At 62.5% G+C, this 15,959-nt stretch carries 18 protein-coding genes; 11 read left to right on the top strand and 7 right to left on the bottom strand.

All coding sequences use genetic code 11. The annotated features are described in order from the left end of the window. Positions 1-26: 26 nt before the first annotated feature. A complete protein-coding gene (locus BBF93_RS03270) occupies positions 27-998 on the bottom strand; it encodes a hypothetical protein (protein WP_035593374.1) in 972 nt (323 codons plus the stop codon). Between the two features lie 160 nt (positions 999-1,158). Here BBF93_RS03270 and BBF93_RS03275 point away from each other — a divergent pair, with 160 nt between their 5' ends. The 8 genes from BBF93_RS03275 to BBF93_RS03310 all read left to right on the top strand — a co-directional run bounded on the left by BBF93_RS03275 (position 1,159) and on the right by BBF93_RS03310 (position 6,677). Then, entirely contained in the window at positions 1,159-2,760 is a 1,602-nt protein-coding gene (locus BBF93_RS03275) for a sensor histidine kinase KdpD (RefSeq protein WP_162786382.1), read from the top strand. 103 nt (positions 2,761-2,863) lie between these two features. Next, on the top strand, positions 2,864-4,111 hold the full coding sequence (locus tag BBF93_RS03280) for a glycosyltransferase family 4 protein (RefSeq protein ID WP_114104936.1): 1,248 nt from the start codon (positions 2,864-2,866) through the stop codon (positions 4,109-4,111). 92 nt (positions 4,112-4,203) lie between these two features. After that, a complete protein-coding gene (locus BBF93_RS03285) occupies positions 4,204-4,512 on the top strand; it encodes a hypothetical protein (RefSeq protein ID WP_035593376.1) in 309 nt (102 codons plus the stop codon). Between the two features lie 38 nt (positions 4,513-4,550). Beyond that, positions 4,551-4,916 carry a DUF1491 family protein gene (locus BBF93_RS03290; protein ID WP_233349253.1) on the top strand — a complete coding sequence of 122 codons (366 nt, stop codon included), beginning with the start codon at positions 4,551-4,553 and terminating at the stop codon, positions 4,914-4,916. 91 nt (positions 4,917-5,007) lie between these two features. After that, the gene (locus BBF93_RS03295) at positions 5,008-5,343 is read left to right on the top strand and encodes a hypothetical protein (protein ID WP_114104937.1); all 336 of its coding nucleotides are present in this window, start codon (positions 5,008-5,010) and stop codon (positions 5,341-5,343) included. Beyond that, a complete protein-coding gene (locus BBF93_RS03300) occupies positions 5,340-5,726 on the top strand; it encodes a hypothetical protein (protein ID WP_114104938.1) in 387 nt (128 codons plus the stop codon). The genes BBF93_RS03295 and BBF93_RS03300 overlap by 4 nt, the downstream gene beginning before the upstream one ends. Before the next feature lie 105 nt (positions 5,727-5,831). After that, positions 5,832-6,236, top strand: coding sequence for a hypothetical protein (locus BBF93_RS03305; protein ID WP_114104939.1), 405 nt, complete (start codon positions 5,832-5,834; stop codon positions 6,234-6,236). A gap of 78 nt (positions 6,237-6,314) precedes the next feature. Further along, complete coding sequence (locus BBF93_RS03310; protein WP_114104940.1) at positions 6,315-6,677, top strand: hypothetical protein; 363 nt, start codon at positions 6,315-6,317, stop codon at positions 6,675-6,677. A gap of 58 nt (positions 6,678-6,735) precedes the next feature. Here the strand turns inward: BBF93_RS03310 and BBF93_RS03315 are convergent, their stop codons facing one another. Further along, entirely contained in the window at positions 6,736-7,269 is a 534-nt protein-coding gene (locus tag BBF93_RS03315) for a hypothetical protein (RefSeq protein ID WP_162786383.1), read from the bottom strand. Between the two features lie 239 nt (positions 7,270-7,508). Here BBF93_RS03315 and BBF93_RS03320 point away from each other — a divergent pair, with 239 nt between their 5' ends. Further along, positions 7,509-9,110: a peptide chain release factor 3 gene (locus tag BBF93_RS03320; RefSeq protein WP_114104942.1), complete on the top strand. Its 1,602-nt coding sequence runs from the start codon at positions 7,509-7,511 to the stop codon at positions 9,108-9,110. Here the strand turns inward: BBF93_RS03320 and BBF93_RS03325 are convergent. Then, complete coding sequence (locus tag BBF93_RS03325) at positions 9,079-9,558, bottom strand: PAN domain-containing protein (RefSeq protein WP_114104943.1); 480 nt, start codon at positions 9,556-9,558, stop codon at positions 9,079-9,081. The genes BBF93_RS03320 and BBF93_RS03325 overlap by 32 nt on opposite strands. A gap of 79 nt (positions 9,559-9,637) precedes the next feature. Further along, positions 9,638-11,464, bottom strand: a complete 1,827-nt coding sequence (locus BBF93_RS03330) for an ABC-F family ATP-binding cassette domain-containing protein (RefSeq protein ID WP_114104944.1) — start codon at positions 11,462-11,464, stop codon at positions 9,638-9,640. An 80-nt stretch (positions 11,465-11,544) separates the two neighbouring features. Here BBF93_RS03330 and BBF93_RS03335 point away from each other — a divergent pair, with 80 nt between their 5' ends. Next, complete coding sequence (locus BBF93_RS03335; protein ID WP_114104945.1) at positions 11,545-11,976, top strand: PaaI family thioesterase; 432 nt, start codon at positions 11,545-11,547, stop codon at positions 11,974-11,976. Positions 11,977-11,980: 4 nt separating this feature from the next. On the opposite strand, the gene BBF93_RS03340 is transcribed toward BBF93_RS03335, so the two are convergent. The 3 genes from BBF93_RS03340 to BBF93_RS03350 form a co-directional block, all read right to left on the bottom strand. Beyond that, the gene (locus tag BBF93_RS03340; RefSeq protein WP_114104946.1) at positions 11,981-12,652 is read right to left on the bottom strand and encodes a pseudouridine synthase; all 672 of its coding nucleotides are present in this window, start codon (positions 12,650-12,652) and stop codon (positions 11,981-11,983) included. An 18-nt stretch (positions 12,653-12,670) separates the two neighbouring features. Further along, positions 12,671-13,714 carry a class I SAM-dependent methyltransferase gene (locus BBF93_RS03345; RefSeq protein WP_162786384.1) on the bottom strand — a complete coding sequence of 348 codons (1,044 nt, stop codon included), beginning with the start codon at positions 13,712-13,714 and terminating at the stop codon, positions 12,671-12,673. Positions 13,715-13,856: 142 nt separating this feature from the next. Then, on the bottom strand, positions 13,857-15,107 hold the full coding sequence (locus BBF93_RS03350) for an acetyl-CoA C-acetyltransferase (RefSeq protein ID WP_114104948.1): 1,251 nt from the start codon (positions 15,105-15,107) through the stop codon (positions 13,857-13,859). Positions 15,108-15,539: 432 nt separating this feature from the next. Between BBF93_RS03350 and BBF93_RS03355 the strand changes: the two genes are divergently transcribed. Next, a complete protein-coding gene (locus tag BBF93_RS03355) occupies positions 15,540-15,959 on the top strand; it encodes a TadE/TadG family type IV pilus assembly protein (RefSeq protein ID WP_035593403.1) in 420 nt (139 codons plus the stop codon).

The following is a 15,959-nucleotide window of genomic DNA, read 5'->3' on the forward strand; positions in this document are numbered from 1 at the left end:
GTTCAATGAAAATCTGCAGCTTGCGCCTATTTGTAAACGGCGCCGAGGCAGTCAGCGATTTCGGCAAGCGCGTGCTGGCTGATGCAGTGGGGAACCTCAAACTCCTGACCCACGCCGGCGACGCAGCCTTGCAGCTGAAGGTTCTGCATCTTCATGCAGCTCTGGACGCTGGGCTCCAGCATCACACGGCTGAGCTTGGCTTCTTCAACCGCGTCGGCGCCCAGAATGCGCAGCGCAGCCACCGAAGCGATCTGGTTTGCCACCGGCTCCTTGCCATACTTCACCTTCTTCTTGCCGCCGGTGAAACTACCGGTGAGGAAGGTGGGCAGGCGTACGGCCGTTGCCACATCAGATGCGGTCGCAACGGCTGTCGTCACGCCGGCTGCATTGGTGTCTGAAAGCGGCGTGGCGCTGGGCGCGACGAGGGCGGCGAGGATAAGATTGTCGGCCGCCTGGCCTTTGCCTTGCAGCACTTTGACGTTTTCCGCGCGGCGGCTGCCATCGCGGATGCGCGACTTGGCCCAGCCATAGCCTTGAAGGGAATAACCTTGCTCCTTGACGATGGCAGCGTTGGAATAAAGCCGTGCGAGATCTTCATCTGTCACAGCGATCGCAGAACCGACCGCATCGTCACCGCCTTTGAGCGAGCGGGCATAGCCCCCACCGGTGGCGAAGCTGTTGACCACACGGTCACGGCCATAAAAGGCCTCGATATCGCGTACGTTGGCGCGGAAATCGGGATCCTGCGAGGCGACCAGGGCGGAGTAGGAAATCCAGCCCCGCGTCAGCTGATCGGCATTGTAGGAGCCGAGCGTTTCAAGGGCGGCATCAATGTCGCCCGAAGATTTGAAAGGTTTACCACCGACTTTATCTGCGTCGGACTGGTAGGTCATATAGACGGCGGCCTTTTCCGAGACCGGGTCCTTGCCTTGAGCTATCGATACGCCGGCAAGCCCAGCTACTGCCAGAACCGCTGCGAAAACCCGCAATGCAGCCATGTTTCTCTCTCCCTCACGCGACACGCGATAGTGATGCCTTAACTTCCCTGACGGGGGAACCTCGCCTTGTCTGTTTGCCACATTACAAATACAGCAGGTGATCGTTCTGGCAGAAAATGCCTAATAAATCTCTCTGGGGTGTTAACGCTTGGACCCCCGTATGTCGCAGAAGCGATTACAGTTTGTTCACGTTGCCTGGCTCGCATTGTGCGGCGGCAGCGGGCTTGCGGGCCTGATCGCAGGTGCGCCCCTGTGGCCGGTGCTTGCGGTCATGGTTACCGCGAGCGTGCCCGGAATCGCGGGAAGCCTCGTTCCGGCAGGTGATTCGCTTTGGCGCGGACTGGTCGTGATTGCCTGGACGGTGGTGGCTCTTGCCGGACTGATTCTGACCGGTGGGGGCGCTTCTCCCTTAACCATACTGCTACTGGCGGCGCCTCTGGCCGGGCTTCTGGCCGGCGCCCGCCGCATGGCCGCCGAAGCGGGGGTTTTTGCAACCTTCGCCCTGTTCCTGGTGCTGGTGGGCGGGGCCCTTGGCTGGGTGCCTCAGCCTGCCGGATGGGCCGGGGCCGTAGCGGTTCCATTTGCCTTTTCCGGGCTCGTTGTTTCCGCGCTGATGGTGTGGATGCTGGTGCATTCCGGACTGGCAGAAAAACTCCAACAGAAACTCCAACCAGACGCTCCTGCGCTACCGGAAACCTCCAACCATGCTGCGGCCCCCGCCCGCCCGATGGTGCCGCCTCTGCCCGGACATGGCGCCGCGCTGCTGGATGTGACGCCGGAAGGCCGCCTGCGCGGCGCGGCCGGGGACACGTTCGGGCTGCGGGCCTTGAGGCCGGGCGCGGCGTTGACCACCCTTTTCGAACCAGGCGGGCTGCCCGGCGATATTACTCAGCCGGGCGCACGCGTGACCGGGGAAGCCACGCTGATTTCCGGGCAGCGTGTTCTGATTGCCGCCGAGACCAGTTCTGGCGGCGCAGCGATACTCCTCTTCGCGCCGCCGGCGGGGCTGCCCGACCCTCAGGAGGATGCGCGCGCGGACTTCGAGGAAGAACTGAAAAGGCGCACGGCCTTCTTCGCCTCTCTGGGCCATGACCTGCGTACGCCGCTGCACGCCATTCTGGGCTATGCCGAGATCATGCAGGCAGAACTCATGGGGCCGATGCCCGAGGTGTATGCGGATTATCCGGCAATCATCCATGAGAGCGGTACGGACCTGCTGCTACTGGTCGACGACATACTCGACCTGGCCCGCGCCGAGGCTGGCCAACCCCGCCTTGATCCCGAGCCAGTGGATCTGTCGGCATCCGCAGAGTCCGTCATGCGCCAATTGAAAGGTCACGCTGACCGCGCCGGGGTAACGCTGAAGCTGAAATCCCAAGGCGAGGCCTGGGCGGAGGCTGACGCCCGCGCTGTGCGCCAGATCTGGCAGAACCTCGTCTCCAACGCGATCAAGTATTCCGGCAATGGCAAGACCGTTACCCTGGAAACCCGGATTGAGGGGGGAGCTGCGATCCTCAGCGTTCAGGACAGGGGCGCGGGCATTCCCGCCGACGATCTTGCCCGCCTCACCCAGCCCTTTGCGCAGGCGACGGGCGCCAAGGCCGGGACCGGGCTTGGCCTGTCGGTCGTGCGCCGGTTTGCAGAGCTGCATGGCGGTGAGCTGCGCCTGAGTTCGAAACCGGGCCGGGGAACCAAGGCAGAGGTGATCCTGCCTCGCGCCAGTGACGCCGATCTCAGACCGCTCGATGAAGCGGCGGAATGACCACCTTTTCGCCGTGTTTGTGTGTATTTCTGGGTTAACGCGGTTCTGAAGCACGCTTCAGACGGTGGGACTTTGCGGGGTTGTGGTGGGACGCGCTCCGGGAATGTGGTGGGACATTGTGAAGGTACTTTATATAGCGACACGCTGGCCGTGGCCGGTCGAAATGGGGCGTCAGCGCATGATTGTGCAGACGCTCGAATTTGCAGCGACACTCGGTGAGGTGCATCTGCTTTCTTTCGGCGACCCGCCGACGAAGCCTGCGCCAGACTTTATCAGCTCTTCCGGGATGCTGGAGATGTCCGGGTTGATGGGGATTGCCGGGAGCATGCTCAGGCGTCCCTTGTTGCCGCTGCAGAGCCACCTGTTTCTGAACGGGCCTGCGACTGCGGCCGTCATGGAAGCGGCGGAGCGCATTCGCCCGGATGTGATCGTGTTCGACATGGCGCGCCTCTCCCACCTCGCTTTGGCCATTCATCGCCACTATCCGGGCATTCGCCTTGTCCTCGACATGGATGACCGCTTGTCGAAGCGGTACCAGCGGATGCTGACCAATGAGACGGCAGGCGATCTGGGCGGCACATTCGAGGCGCGGCTTCCAGGTGCCATCCGTTTCCTGGTCCCAAGGCTCAAGAAGCTGTTACTGCGTGTGGAAAAGAGCCTGATGGACCGCTCCGAGCGGCGTGCTGCGGACGTGTTTGATGCGATCCTGATGGTGTCGGCCCTGGAAGCCGATGAGATGCGAACCGATTGCCCCGGGAGGGCTGATGTTGTTGCCTTCCCGCCTCTGATCAACGAATTGCCGGTTCCGCAACAGGATTTCAGCCGAAGTGTCCGCTTCGTCTTCATCGGCAATGCCGGCTACGCGCCCAACGCCGAAGCGCTGGAGCTGCTGGACCGCGCAGCGGTTCAAGTGAGCAAGAATACAGGCAGTTCGGATACGGATTACTGTTTCCAGGCAGCCGGCAAGCCGCTGGCCCATGCGGTTTACAAGAAGGTCGAGGTGGCCGGCTTCGTGCCCGACCTTTCCGCTTTTCTGGCTGGCAACGCCGTGCTGGTGGCGCCCATCCTTCAGGGCACGGGCATCAAGACAAAGATCATCGACGCGCTGGAGCACAGCGTTCCGGTCATCACCACGCCGGTCGGGGCCGAAGGCCTGGGGCTGACCGAAGGCGAACACTTCATCTGCGTGCTGGGAGAAGATGATCTGGCGCAGGCCTGCCTTCATATCATACGCTCTCCGGAAGCGCGCGGAGGCCTGGCCAGAATGGCCGCGGCGGCACGGAACAAGGGCCTGACAAGCCAGAACCGGACGATCCTGAGGGACCGGCTGACTTTTGCGTTCGGTCTTTGAGCCCGCCTCCAAGCGCGCCGAAAAAGCGGTGGCATAGCCCCGCGAAGCGTGTCACGCTTGCCTATTACTATCAGCCAAGGGGATATCTCAAAATGAGAATGGCAATTGTGGCAGGCGCGCTGGCGCTTGCGCTGGCAGCATGTGGTGGCACGGGCGGGTCCAAGGCAACCATGGTGAAAGCCTGCACCGATGCGGGTGAGGACAAGGCAATGTGTTCCTGCATCGCCGATGGCCTGGAAAAAAGTCTCGACGCCAAGACGTTCAACACGGTCGCCAAGGCGATGGCGCAGGGGGAAGAAAAGGGCGGTGAAGTTCTCGACAACCTCCCGGCTGACGAACAGTCCAAGATCATGGGCGCGATGATGAGCACCGGCATGCAGTGTGCCTTTGGCGGCGCCTGATGCTTGACGGGCAGGCGTGACACGGGACATTCGGACCGATGATGGAACGTCTGCCAGCCAGACTATGGACCGACGCGCTGATCCGCCGGGCAAATCTTGCCGGGGCCAGCGCGTTCGTCACCCAGCACGGCGATGAAGATCGCGGCGATGTGCTGGTGAAGGTTGCCCGCCTCGATGGCACGGCCGCAGCCTATATTCCTTCCATGAACCTCGACGGCGAGCGTATCTTCCTGAACCTGGCTGTTCAGGGCGTCGGCCCGGATGAAGCCGCCGTGGACGAATACGTCCGCCGCGCGAAAGCGCGCGACAGCGATCTCTGGGTTATCGAGATCGAAGACCGGCAGGGACGCCATTTCCTGACAGAAGACGTTGAAGGGGATCCCCCCGGATCAGATGGGCACTGAAGCAGCCCCCTGAACAGGTGGAAGACATTCCTTACAGAAAGCCTTTAGCTGGCTGGATAGCCTTTCCGGTCCACACCTTGGAACTCAGAAGATGCTTCGCTTCTCATTGATCGCCACCGCTGTCCTCTGCGCCGCGCCGCTCGCCATGGCTGACATACCGGCCTGCGGACCCGAGCTTGACCGGGCCACAGCCGAGGCGCGGACCAACGAAGCCCGGCTTTCGTGGGTGGCCAGAGAGGCTTACGAAATGATCGGCTGGATCTCGATGGACTATGAAGAAGGCATCATTAATGCCCAGGAGGAGTCGCGTCTCCTTATGGAAGCAGAAGACAAGCATCGCGCCGCCAAGGCGGAACATGCCGCAGCCGAAGACCGGCTCGCGGCCCTAAGGAAGAAATACATCGAATGCGGAGCGGCCGAGCCATGAAAGCCGTAAGTGTCTTCGCCGTTTTCTTCGCCGTCTCTTTTGCCGTGAGCGCTTTGACAAAAAGCAGCGCGCAGCCGGTCGAAGAGGGCGTTACACCTGCCGCGCTTGAAGGCGGCGTCCCAGCCTGCGGCCCTGAACTGGACGAGGCGATCCGCGCCGCCAGCGCCAATGAACGTCAGAAGGATGCCGATCTGAACCTGCTGATCGATTATCTTTTGTGGGTCGAGTACGAATTTGACGACGGCGCCATGGACGAAGATCAGTTCCTTGAGGAAATGGCGCAAGGCGAAGCTGAGTATCTGGTCGCCCTGGCCTTCAGAAACGAGGCGGCCGCGCTGCATGCGGAGCTGAAGGCAGCCCAGGCCGCTTGCCCGGCCGAGTGAGGCGCAGGCGCCGCGCCCCTTTTCTGCCGCAAGACTGATGCGACTGTAATCTGGCCAGATCGCAATGTGCGAGGCATCTTCCCTTCACTGACAGGAGGAGATTCCATGAAACTGATCATTGCCTGCGCCCTCGCCGCGCTGACGCTTACGCCTGCCGCTTTTGCCTGCGAGTCCTATGTGGCCGATGTGAACAGGGCGGGCCTTGCCGTGAAGGCGGCCAATAATGAGCGGATGGCCGTGCAGACCCGGTTTGAGGAAGCCGAGAAGGAACGGGGCCTCGTCCGCAAGGAAATCGACACCAAGGGCAATACGCCGGAGCGCCAGGCGGAGATTGATTTCTTCCGCGCTGAAATCCGTAAAGCCGAGCTCGACTGGACCGACCGCCAGCCGGAATGGGACGCCGCCGAGGCAGAACTCGTGACCGCGATTGATGCGCATGAAGGCGCTTGCGGCGCGAATGCGCGCACCGGCGCCCTGATGGAAGCCCTCGGGCTGAAACTTAACCGCTGAGGCCAGCGCCATAAACCGCCTGTTTACCCTATCCCAGCAGGTTGTGGCCTGCTGGGATAATCGGGGGCCTGGGCGGCAATGCTGTTCCTTCTGAATGACATCGTGACCGAGATCGAGGCGCCGGAGATGCGGCTGCTCATCCGGGAATCCGTGTTCGGGGGAAATGTTCAGGCGCTGCGGCCCCGCGAAGCGATGGACCTCGTCCGCGGCCGCCTGCAGGCGCTGCATGATCGCGGGCAGGTGCCAGACCAGACTATGGTGGATGATCTCGCTTCTCTCATCATTGCCAAGACCGGCGCCAATGCCGCGCTCTTCCCAGTGCACGATGGCCGTGTGGCCGAAGCGCGTCTGACGATCCTGCCGGAATCCATCCTCGACGCCGTCCGCACCCGCCTCGCCGAAGGCCGCGGCACCGACACCTTCTGGACGCGGGCGGCTTAGAGGCCGTGCGGCCCGAAAGGCTGCCCAAACATGCATCAGTATTTTGGCACGCGCCGAACTAACCTCGGCGAAGCTTATCAATAGTCCGACGCACGTACTCTGCTGATCTCGAATCACTTTCGAGCTGTAGATACTTCTCGTAGTTTATGATCGCGCCTTGCTTGTCTCCTTGATTTTCTAAGGAGGCGGCAAGTTGGAAGTACGGATACGCCAGCCTTGGGTGACTGTCGATTGCGGCAGCCAGATCAAAGGGTGTGTGTCCAAAAAGCAGATCGCGGCAAATCAATTCGACCACTTCATCGTGGAACTGGAGCACGAAGTGGCTGTGTTCGTCAGAGATGTGTCTTTGAGTGAACGATTCCTTCCAAACGGAATCGCGCATACGCCAAGCGCATCCCATCTTGTGCTGTTGGTCCCGGAATTCCAAATGCCAGGCTGAGTGTTCTTCTTCCGGCACGATCAATACTACTTGGAGACCGTGGAAGATCACCCAGTGGTCATGCGTTTGTGCCCCGACAATACGGCCGGAAGGCGGGTCGTAGAAGCCGCCAACGCCAGGAAAGCGAAGATCTGCGTCTGTGAGCCACCGCACGAGGTTTGGTCCGCGGGCACCGTCCCAGTCGTTAGGAGCGAGTATTGGATCGCATCTCATTTATTTTGATCTCCACCGACCTGCTTTGAAGGGCACTGACAGATTCAAGACTATCGGCATAGGCTAGGGCCAGAATTTCTTGCTGGTCGGCGGCACATCGGTTTCCCGCCCGGACAGCCAGCCCCTTCATTCCATTCGCCAAATCGGCTAGGGCCTCCGGCGAAGAGAGAAGCTGATCCATGTCGCACGTTACCGAAGCCGCCCGGCGGCGCACCTTTGCCATTATCTCGCACCCCGACGCGGGCAAGACGACGCTGACCGAGAACCTGCTCCTCGCGGGCGGCGCCATCCGGGCGGCCGGCGAGGTGGCTGCGCGCGGCGAGGCGCGGCGCACTAAGTCTGACTGGATGAAGATCGAGCGCGACAGGGGCATCTCGGTCTCGGCCTCGGTGATGACGTTCGAGTTTGACGGCTTCATGTTCAACCTGCTGGACACGCCGGGCCACGAAGACTTCTCCGAAGACACCTACCGCACGCTGACGGCGGCTGACTGCGCCGTCATGGTGCTCGACGCCGCCAAGGGCATCGAGCCGCAGACGCTGAAGCTGTTTGAAGTCTGCCGTATGCGGGACATCCCCATCGTCACCTTCATCAACAAGATGGACCGCGAAGCGCTTGAGCCCATCGCGCTGCTTGATGAAGTGCAGGACAAGCTGCAGCTCGACACTGCGCCCCTCTACTGGCCCGCCGCCAGCGGCCAGCGCTTTGCCGGGATGCTGGACCTTGCCCGCAACCAGTTTCTCCAGTTCGAGCGCCGCCCGGGCGAGCCTGCCCGGATTGGTCCGGCCACGGAAATCTCCGGCGAGCCTGAGAGCCTTAAAGCCAATCTCGACCCCTATGTCTTCGCCGAAATGGTGGAAGGCATCGAGATGGCCCGCAGCCTGCTGCCGGAGTTTGATCCGGAAGCCTTCCGCGCGGGGAACATGACGCCTGTCGTGTTCGGCTCTGCGCTGCGCTATTTCGGTGTGGCAGAGCTCCTGCGCACCCTCCATTCCTATGCTCCAGCGCCGCGCCCCCAGAAGGCGGTGAAGAAGGGCGCCGAGGTGATGATCTCGCGCGATGATCCTTCCGTCAGCGGATTTGTCTTCAAGATCCAGGCAAACATGGATCCCAACCACCGCGACCGCGTGGCCTTCCTGCGGCTCTGCTCGGGCGAATTCCGGCGCGGCATGCGCCTCAAAACCACCGGCGGCAAACAGCTCAACATTCACAACCCGCTGATGTTCATGGCGCAGGACCGAGAAATCGCCGAGACTGCCTATGCCGGCGATGTGATCGGCGTACCCAACCATGGCCAGCTGCGCGTGGGCGACTCCCTGTCAGAAAATGGCGACATCCAGTTCGGCGGCATCCCGAACTTTGCGCCCGAGCTTCTGCGCCGCGCCCGCGTGAAAGACCCGATGAAGGCCAAGCATCTGCGTAAGGCGCTGGAAAGCCTCGCCGAGGAGGGCGTCACGCAGCTGTTCCTGCCCGCCATCGGGTCTGACATGATCGTCGGCGCCGTGGGCCAGCTTCAGTTCGAAGTGATGATCGAGCGGATGACGGCCGAATATAATCTCGAAGTGATGTTCGAGCAGGCGCCCTATAACGTGGCCCGCTGGATGGCATCGGACGATCCGAAGAAACTCGAAGAGTTCCTTGAGCGGAACAAGTCAGCTACCGGCACAGATCTTGATGGCGCGCCCGTATACCTTGCAAAGAATGCGTGGGATGTTGGCTATGCCCAGGAGAAAAACCCCGGCATCCGCTTTACGGCAACGAAGGAACGGGCTCTGGCGTAATCCCGCCGCTGAGCTGGCCCGGATCGGTTGCAGGCGCCGGGGGAGGCACCGGCATATCGCCGAGGGTTGCTGTTTTCAGCTTTGTAGCCACGCCGGAAGTGGCGAGCGGGTTTTCTTCCTTCCGCCCCTGGCCTGCCTTCAGTTCGCAGCGGGCAGGCGAGGCGCCATAGGTGTCCACGAATGACCATGCCTTGCAGCTGGCGTCACCATCGCAGGCCGTTTCGCAGATGAGCGCCGTTCCGGTGTCGGTGACAGAATAGGTCGCGCCAAAGCGATAGGTGTTGGGCTCATGGCTCGGCGGCGCGGTGTAGGCGGCCTCCTGCATCGCTCCGGTGGCTTCCAGCGGCGCAATCGGCGGGACCGAGAGCGTCTTGCCATCCTTGCCATCGGCATGGGCGCTGGCGGCAAGGCCAAGGCAGGCGGCGGCGATCAGCGTGGCAAGGCGCATGGGTTCGGGCTCCGGCAATTATCCGCCGACAAGGCTACCCGCCCCGTATTAACGAAGCGTTTGCCTTAAAAATCGGGGGTTAGCTGCCGAGGCTTTCCCGCTTTTCCTCGATCTCCAGCCATTCCATCTCGATCCCTTCCAGCTCATCGCGCGCTGCGCCGATGCGGGCAGACTTCTTGTTGAAGCCATTGGGATCGCGGGCATAGAGCTGCGGGTCGGCAAGGTCGGCCTCAAGCTTCCCAATCTCCGCCTGGAGTTTGGGAATAAGCGCGTTGATTTCTTTCTGGCGGTGCTCGTCCTTGTAGGAGAGCTTGGTCTGCGGTTTGGGCTTGGCCGGGGCCGGCGCGGCTGCCGGCGATTTCTGAGGCTCCGCCTTCGGAGCATCCTTGCGGCGCACGTCTTTGAGCTGTTCCTGCGCGTCGCTCCAGCCGCCCGCGGTCTGGATCCATTCGCCCCCGCCGATGGGGGAAAGGCAGCTTGTCACCGTCGCATCCAGAAAGGCCCGGTCGTGGCTGACGAGGATCAGCGTGCCCTCATAATTCAGCAGCATGTCCTCCAGGAGGTCGAGGGTCTGCATGTCGAGGTCGTTGGTCGGTTCGTCCATCACCAGGAGGTTTGATGTGCGCGCCAGGCCAATGGCGAGGGCCAGCCGGTTGCGCTCCCCGCCCGAAAGCGCGCCGACAGGCTGGCGCAGCTGTTCGGGCTTGAACAGGAAGTCCTTTGCATAGGCGGCCACATGGCGCTGGTGCCCCTGCACCATGATCGAATCCCCGCCCTCCGGCGCCAGCGCTTCCCAGATCGTGTCCCTGGCATTCAGCGTGTCGCGCGTCTGGTCCTGATAGGTCACCTGCAGCGTTTTGGAATGGTAAAGCGTACCGGCATCGGGCGGTATTTCGCCCAGCAGAAGGCGCACGAGGGTCGTCTTGCCCGCCCCGTTGGGTCCAATGATGCCGATCCGGTCGCCCCGCAGGATGCGCAGGTCAAGATCCTTCGCGATGACGAGATCAGTTCCTTCCGGGGTCTGATAGGTTTTCGAAAGGCCCTTGGCCTCGATCACCTTCTTGCTGAGGGAGTCGCCCGCATCCGCGGTAATCGTCGCCAAAGCCTTGCGGTCGTTCAGCGCGCTGCGCACCTGCGCATGCTCCACCTTCAGCTGCCGCAGCCGGGCAAGGCGGCCCTGATTGCGCTTGCGCCGCGCGGTGACGCCGCGGGCCAGCCAGTGCTGCTCATCCTTGAGGTGGGTCGTCATCCGCTTCAGCTGGCGTTCATCCTCCTCCTCGATCTGTTCTGCCCACTGATCGAACTTCACATAGCCTTCGGGGCTTTTCAGCACCTTGCCCTGGCGCAGCCACAGCGTGTTGGTGGAGATATTCTCCAGAAAGCGCCGGTCGTGGCTCACCACCAGCACAACGCCGTTAAAGGCTTTCAGCCGGCCTTCCAGATATTCGATCATCGGCACATCAAGATGGTTGGTCGGCTCGTCGAGCAGCAGGATCGTCGGTTCCTGCGCAAACGCCTTGGCCAGCGCGGCGCGCCGCATCTGCCCGCCGGAAAGCGTTTTGGGGTCAGCCGCCGGATCAATGCCGAATTCCATCAGCTCGGCCTCCGCCATATAGGCGGCCTCCAGCCCGTCGCTCGCATAGTCCAGAACAGTGGCATAGCCGGTGAGATCGGGCTCCTGCGCGACATTTGCGAAGGTCACCCCTGGCTGGCGCCACACCTCGCCGGAATCGGGCTCAGCGGCTTGCGAGACGATCTTCATCAGCGTGGACTTGCCCGCGCCATTGCGCCCGACCAGCGCCGCCCGCTCTCCCTTGGAAAGCGCGAGCGTCACGCCCTCGAACAGGGGCGTATTGCCAAAGGAAAGGCGCACATCGGTGAGGGTAATCAGGGGAGGTTGAGCCATGGCGAGGGAGATAGCGGCTGGTGGCGCGCCGCGCTAGGGGATGACTGGACAAGCGGCGAGGCCATCTGCAAACTCAATTCATGACAGAATCCTCGGTCCCCGAAGGGTACAGCCCGCATTTCCGCAAATCGCGCTTTACCGATCCATGGGAACCGCTCTTCTCGAAAACGCTGGCGCGGGAGGTTTCCATTGGCCTTGTCCTTTCAGAAGCGCATTGTAACTCGCGGGGGCTCGTCCACGGCGGTCTGATCGCCTCCCTGGCTGACAATGCCATGGGGCTTTCGTGCGTGGCGGCCCTTCAGGAGGACGGCCGCGGAGCGCCCGGCGGTCTCGTCACAATCACCCTCAACACCGACTATCTCGGGTCGGCCAGGGTCGGCCAGTGGCTCGCCACCGACACGCATTTCGTCAAGGCGGGCGGGTCGATCTGCTTTGCCGATTGCCTGGTGCGGGCAGACGGGGTGCCGGTGGCTCGCGCCAGTGCTACCTTCAAGGTCCTTCAGGCCGGCTAGACGCTCAGCCCAGGCGAGCGCGTTCCTCCGGCGTCAGCAGTCGCCACTCCCCCTCAGCCAGATCACCCAGCACCAGCGAGCCAAAGCTCGCGCGGTGTAGTGTTTCGACATGGTTGCCGGCGGCGGCGAACATGCGGCGCACCTGGTGGTAGCGGCCTTCGGTGAGAGTGAGGCGGGCGGTGCGTTCGCCGGTGACTTCCAGCGTGGCAGGCAGGCAGGGCTTGTCTTCGCCGCGCAGGACCAGCGTGCCGGATGAAAACAGCGCCGCCTCGTGTCCTTCAAGCGGGCGGGCGAGGGTGGCCTCATAGGTTTTCGGGATGTCTGACTTGGGCGAGATCAGCCGGTGCAGCAGGGCGCCATCATCCGTAAACAGAATAAGTCCTGTTGTGTCGGCGTCCAGCCGGCCAATGGATGAAATCTTCGGATCCCGCTTCAGGAAGCGTGGTGGCAGAAGATCGTAGACAAGGCGGCCCTGATCCTGATGCGAGCAGGTATAGCCCGCCGGCTTGTGCAGCATCAGCACCATGCCGGGCGCGGGGTCCAGCGGCTCGCCGTCAAAGCGCACCTCCTCGCCCCAGCCCGTCACGCGGCCGCGCCGGATTGCAACTTCCATTTCCTTGCGCGAGCCATAGCCGAGCCCGGCAAGATACTTTGCCAGCTTGCGTGTGTCGTTCATGCCCTGATCACGTCCTGATCATTTCTGGCGCTTGGGCTTTTCGGCCTTGATGATCTTGTAGCCGTCTTCATCTTCCAGCATTTCCTGGCCGCGGAAGCAGGCGGAAAGTTCTGCCTCATACGGAAGGTGGCGGTTGGCCACCAGCCACAGCGTGCCCGAAGGTTTCAGTGTGGCGGCAGCGGCGCGGATGAAGGCGCGGCCAAGTTCTGAATTGTCCGCCCGCCCCGTATGGAAAGGCGGGTTCATTACGGCAAAATCATAGGTCGCCCGTGGCATATCCTTCAGCGCGTCGCCCCAGGTCAGGGTGCAGCGCCCGGCAAACTCCGCCATCGTCTGCTCCTGGCAGAAGAGGGCGCGGTAATCGGCCTCGAGCAGGTCCATCCGCTCAACGTTCGCGCAATGACGCAGGATTTCGCGGCTGAGGAAGCCATTGCCCGCGCCGATGTCGACGCCAATGCCCTTGGTATATTCCGGCACGCTGTCGGCCAGAAGCTCACTGCCCGGATCAATCCGGTCCCAGCTGAAAAGGCCCGGCCGGCTCCAGAGGCCCGGCTCGATCTCGCGGGGCGCGTCTTCCTCGATCCAGTCCTGCGCCAGATCCTCGTTCACGAGGCTGGCATGTTTCACGGTCCAGAAGGCTCGGCATTTGTGCTTCGAAAGGCTTTCGGCATCCCCGGCGATCTCGGCCAGCGTCTTCTCCGCCGTCTTGCCGCCCAGCGTGTTGGGCAGGCTCGCCAGCACATAGCCGCCCTCGGGCGCCGACAACAGGGCGCGGGCATAAAGCGCGCGCGCATAGTCGCGCTGCCGGGGCGGCACCACGATGGTCAGCATCGCCTCGGGAATCTCCACGCTATCGGGCTCCAATACGGAGTAACCGGCCGCCTTCAGCGCGTCATAGGCTGGCTTCAGGCTCGTGCGGCAGACCACCCGCTCCTTCGGCAATTGCGCCAGCCAGCCGCCGGGTTCGGCGTTCAGCACCAGGATCAGGCCGGTTTCAGGCACGGGAACGGCGCCCGTTTCGAGCGCCAGCAGCAGGGTATCAAAAACAACTGTATCCATCATCCGGGCAGCGATAGCCGCCCAATTGCCCGGAGGAAAGCCATCTCGCGCGGCGGGGGCAGAGGATTTTACCGTGGCGCGTCCGCCAAAGAAAAACCCCGCCGGCGCAAACCGGCGGGGTTTCTTCGTTTCCCTGACGGGAAAATCAGGCGTCGAGACGCTCGATGATGACGGCCGGGGCCATGCCGCCAGCGGCGCACATGGTGACGAGGCCATAGCGCTTCTGCGACCGCTCAAGCTCGTCCAGCGCGGTGCCGATGAGGATCGAGCCGGTGGCGCCGATCGGGTGGCCGAGCGCCATGGCGCCGCCATTGATGTTCACCTTCTCGCGGTCGAGTTTCAGGTCACGGATGAATTTCTCGGCAACCACCGAGAATGCCTCGTTGATTTCCCAGACGTCGATGTCGCTGGTGGTGAGACCGGCTTTCTCGAGCACTTTCTTCGCGGCCGGGACAGGGGCGTTCAGCATCAGCGTCGGGCAGTCGCCCATGTTGGCGGTTGCCACGATGCGGGCGCGCGGCTTCAGGCCGTGCTTCTTCATGTAGGTGTCAGAGGCGAGCAGCACGCCGCCCGAGCCGTCCACGACGCCCGAAGAGTTACCGGCATGGTGCACGTGCTGGATCTTGCCTTTGAGCTGCGGGTAGCGGCTCTCGATCAGGCTGCCATAGGTCGTCCCCTTGTCGTCGACCGGGATGTTCCAGAACATGTTGAACACGGTCTTCAGGCCCGAGAGGCTTTCCATCGTGGTGCCGGGGCGGGGGAACTCTTCATGGTCGAGGGCCAGCGTGCCGTCGACATTGTAAACCGGCACAACGGACTTGTTGAAACGGCCTTCCTTGATCGCCTGGGCTGCGCGCTCCTGAGAGACAACGGCGAGGCGGTCAACAGCTTCACGGTCGATGCCTTCCAGCGTGGCGATGGCGTCGGCGCAGCAGCCCTGTTGAGACTGCGGGTGACGCTCGCGCAGGCGCAGGTTGCCAGCGTCCATCATCGGCGGCGATTTCGGATCTGCCGAAGCAGCCGTGTAGCTCATCATTTCGCAGCCGCCGGCGATGACGCACTGTTCCATGCCCGACATGATCTGCGCTGCAGCGAGGTTCACCGTGGTGATGCCCGAGCCGCAGAAGCGGTCCAGCGTCACGCCCGAAGCCTTGACGTTATAGCCGGCGTCGAGGGCAGCCATGCGGCCCATGTCTCCGCCTTGCGCGCCGCGCTGGCTGGAAGTGCCCCAGATGATGTCGTCGACGGTCTCGGTGTCCAGCTTGTTGCGGTCGCGCAGCTGGCTGAGAACGGTGGCCGCAAGATGCTGCGGGTGCATATGGGCGAGGGCGCCCTTGCCGACCTTGCCAACGCCGCGCGGCGTACGGACGGCATCAACGATAAAGGCATCAGCCATGTTGTTACTCCCTGTCTTTTTAATGATAGGCGCGCTCAGGCAGCGTCTGTTTTCAAGGCTTACGCGTGCGTAAGGAGCATGGGAAGCCGTGACGCCGGGGCAGTGGGTGCGATCATTTTCCGGCCGTTAAGTCTGAGCCGGGTCGTCCGGAGGCTGACTGAAATAACAGGATGGGTGTCCGGTTTCAGACCAATTCCTCCGGCCATCCTTCTCAGGAAGCGGATTTCACCTCCTGATTTGGTTGAACTTTTTGCTATCCCCCTCCAGGCAGCCTCTGGGATTTTTACGCGTTAAGATTGCCGCTTCACTTTTACACCCTGTAAACGACACGGCCGCCATCATGGGGCGAATAATCAGAACTGCAGTGTTTTCTGCAGTCAGGCCGGGTTTAGCCAGGAAGGAGATTGCCGGCTCAAGCGATGGAGGCAGTGGATGGTCCACAAAGGGTTGAAAAACGAGTCGGGCACAGCCGCGCTGGAGTTTGCCATTATCTCCCCGGTCTTCCTGTTCATGATCGTCGCTCTGCTTGCCTACGGTCTCTACTTCGGCGCGGCCCATACCGTTCAGCAGATTTCGGCCAATTCCGCCCGCGCCGCGCTGGCGGGTCTCGATCTGAATGAGCGCCAGGCGCTTGCCTCGGCCACGGCCTTTGCGTCGGTTGGCAGAAACGGCCTCATCCGGTCCGACGATCTTGCGGTTCAAGTGACGGCAGATGCCGACCAACCCGAGCTGATCTACGTCACGGTCACCTATGACGCGGCGAGCCTGCCGATCTGGAATCTGGGCCCGCCCCTCCCGCTGCCCGGCAAGACCATCCGGCACGTCTCCGTGATCCGGGCGGGAGGGTTCTGA

The sequence above is a fragment of the Hyphomonas sp. CACIAM 19H1 genome (assembly GCF_003325995.1).
Classification (GTDB): Bacteria; Pseudomonadota; Alphaproteobacteria; order Caulobacterales; family Hyphomonadaceae; genus Hyphomonas; species Hyphomonas polymorpha.

Bases quoted from the DNA above. Each gene is read 5' to 3' on its own strand.
- BBF93_RS03275 (WP_162786382.1), top strand. From the start codon at position 1,159: ATGTCGCAGAAGCGATTACAGTTTGTTCACGTTGCCTGGCTCGCATTG.
- BBF93_RS03345 (WP_162786384.1), bottom strand. From the start codon at position 13,714: ATGATGGATACAGTTGTTTTTGATACCCTGCTGCTGGCGCTCGAAACG.
- BBF93_RS03320 (WP_114104942.1), top strand. From the start codon at position 7,509: ATGTCGCACGTTACCGAAGCCGCCCGGCGGCGCACCTTTGCCATTATC.
- BBF93_RS03300 (WP_114104938.1), top strand. From the start codon at position 5,340: ATGAAAGCCGTAAGTGTCTTCGCCGTTTTCTTCGCCGTCTCTTTTGCC.
- BBF93_RS03280 (WP_114104936.1), top strand. From the start codon at position 2,864: ATGTGGTGGGACATTGTGAAGGTACTTTATATAGCGACACGCTGGCCG.
- BBF93_RS03305 (WP_114104939.1), top strand. From the start codon at position 5,832: ATGAAACTGATCATTGCCTGCGCCCTCGCCGCGCTGACGCTTACGCCT.
- BBF93_RS03290 (WP_233349253.1), top strand. From the start codon at position 4,551: ATGATGGAACGTCTGCCAGCCAGACTATGGACCGACGCGCTGATCCGC.
- BBF93_RS03270 (WP_035593374.1), bottom strand. From the start codon at position 998: ATGGCTGCATTGCGGGTTTTCGCAGCGGTTCTGGCAGTAGCTGGGCTT.
- BBF93_RS03295 (WP_114104937.1), top strand. From the start codon at position 5,008: ATGCTTCGCTTCTCATTGATCGCCACCGCTGTCCTCTGCGCCGCGCCG.
- BBF93_RS03325 (WP_114104943.1), bottom strand. From the start codon at position 9,558: ATGCGCCTTGCCACGCTGATCGCCGCCGCCTGCCTTGGCCTTGCCGCC.
- BBF93_RS03350 (WP_114104948.1), bottom strand. From the start codon at position 15,107: ATGGCTGATGCCTTTATCGTTGATGCCGTCCGTACGCCGCGCGGCGTT.
- BBF93_RS03310 (WP_114104940.1), top strand. From the start codon at position 6,315: ATGCTGTTCCTTCTGAATGACATCGTGACCGAGATCGAGGCGCCGGAG.
- BBF93_RS03355 (WP_035593403.1), top strand. From the start codon at position 15,540: ATGGTCCACAAAGGGTTGAAAAACGAGTCGGGCACAGCCGCGCTGGAG.
- BBF93_RS03285 (WP_035593376.1), top strand. From the start codon at position 4,204: ATGAGAATGGCAATTGTGGCAGGCGCGCTGGCGCTTGCGCTGGCAGCA.
- BBF93_RS03335 (WP_114104945.1), top strand. From the start codon at position 11,545: ATGACAGAATCCTCGGTCCCCGAAGGGTACAGCCCGCATTTCCGCAAA.
- BBF93_RS03330 (WP_114104944.1), bottom strand. From the start codon at position 11,464: ATGGCTCAACCTCCCCTGATTACCCTCACCGATGTGCGCCTTTCCTTT.
- BBF93_RS03340 (WP_114104946.1), bottom strand. From the start codon at position 12,652: ATGAACGACACACGCAAGCTGGCAAAGTATCTTGCCGGGCTCGGCTAT.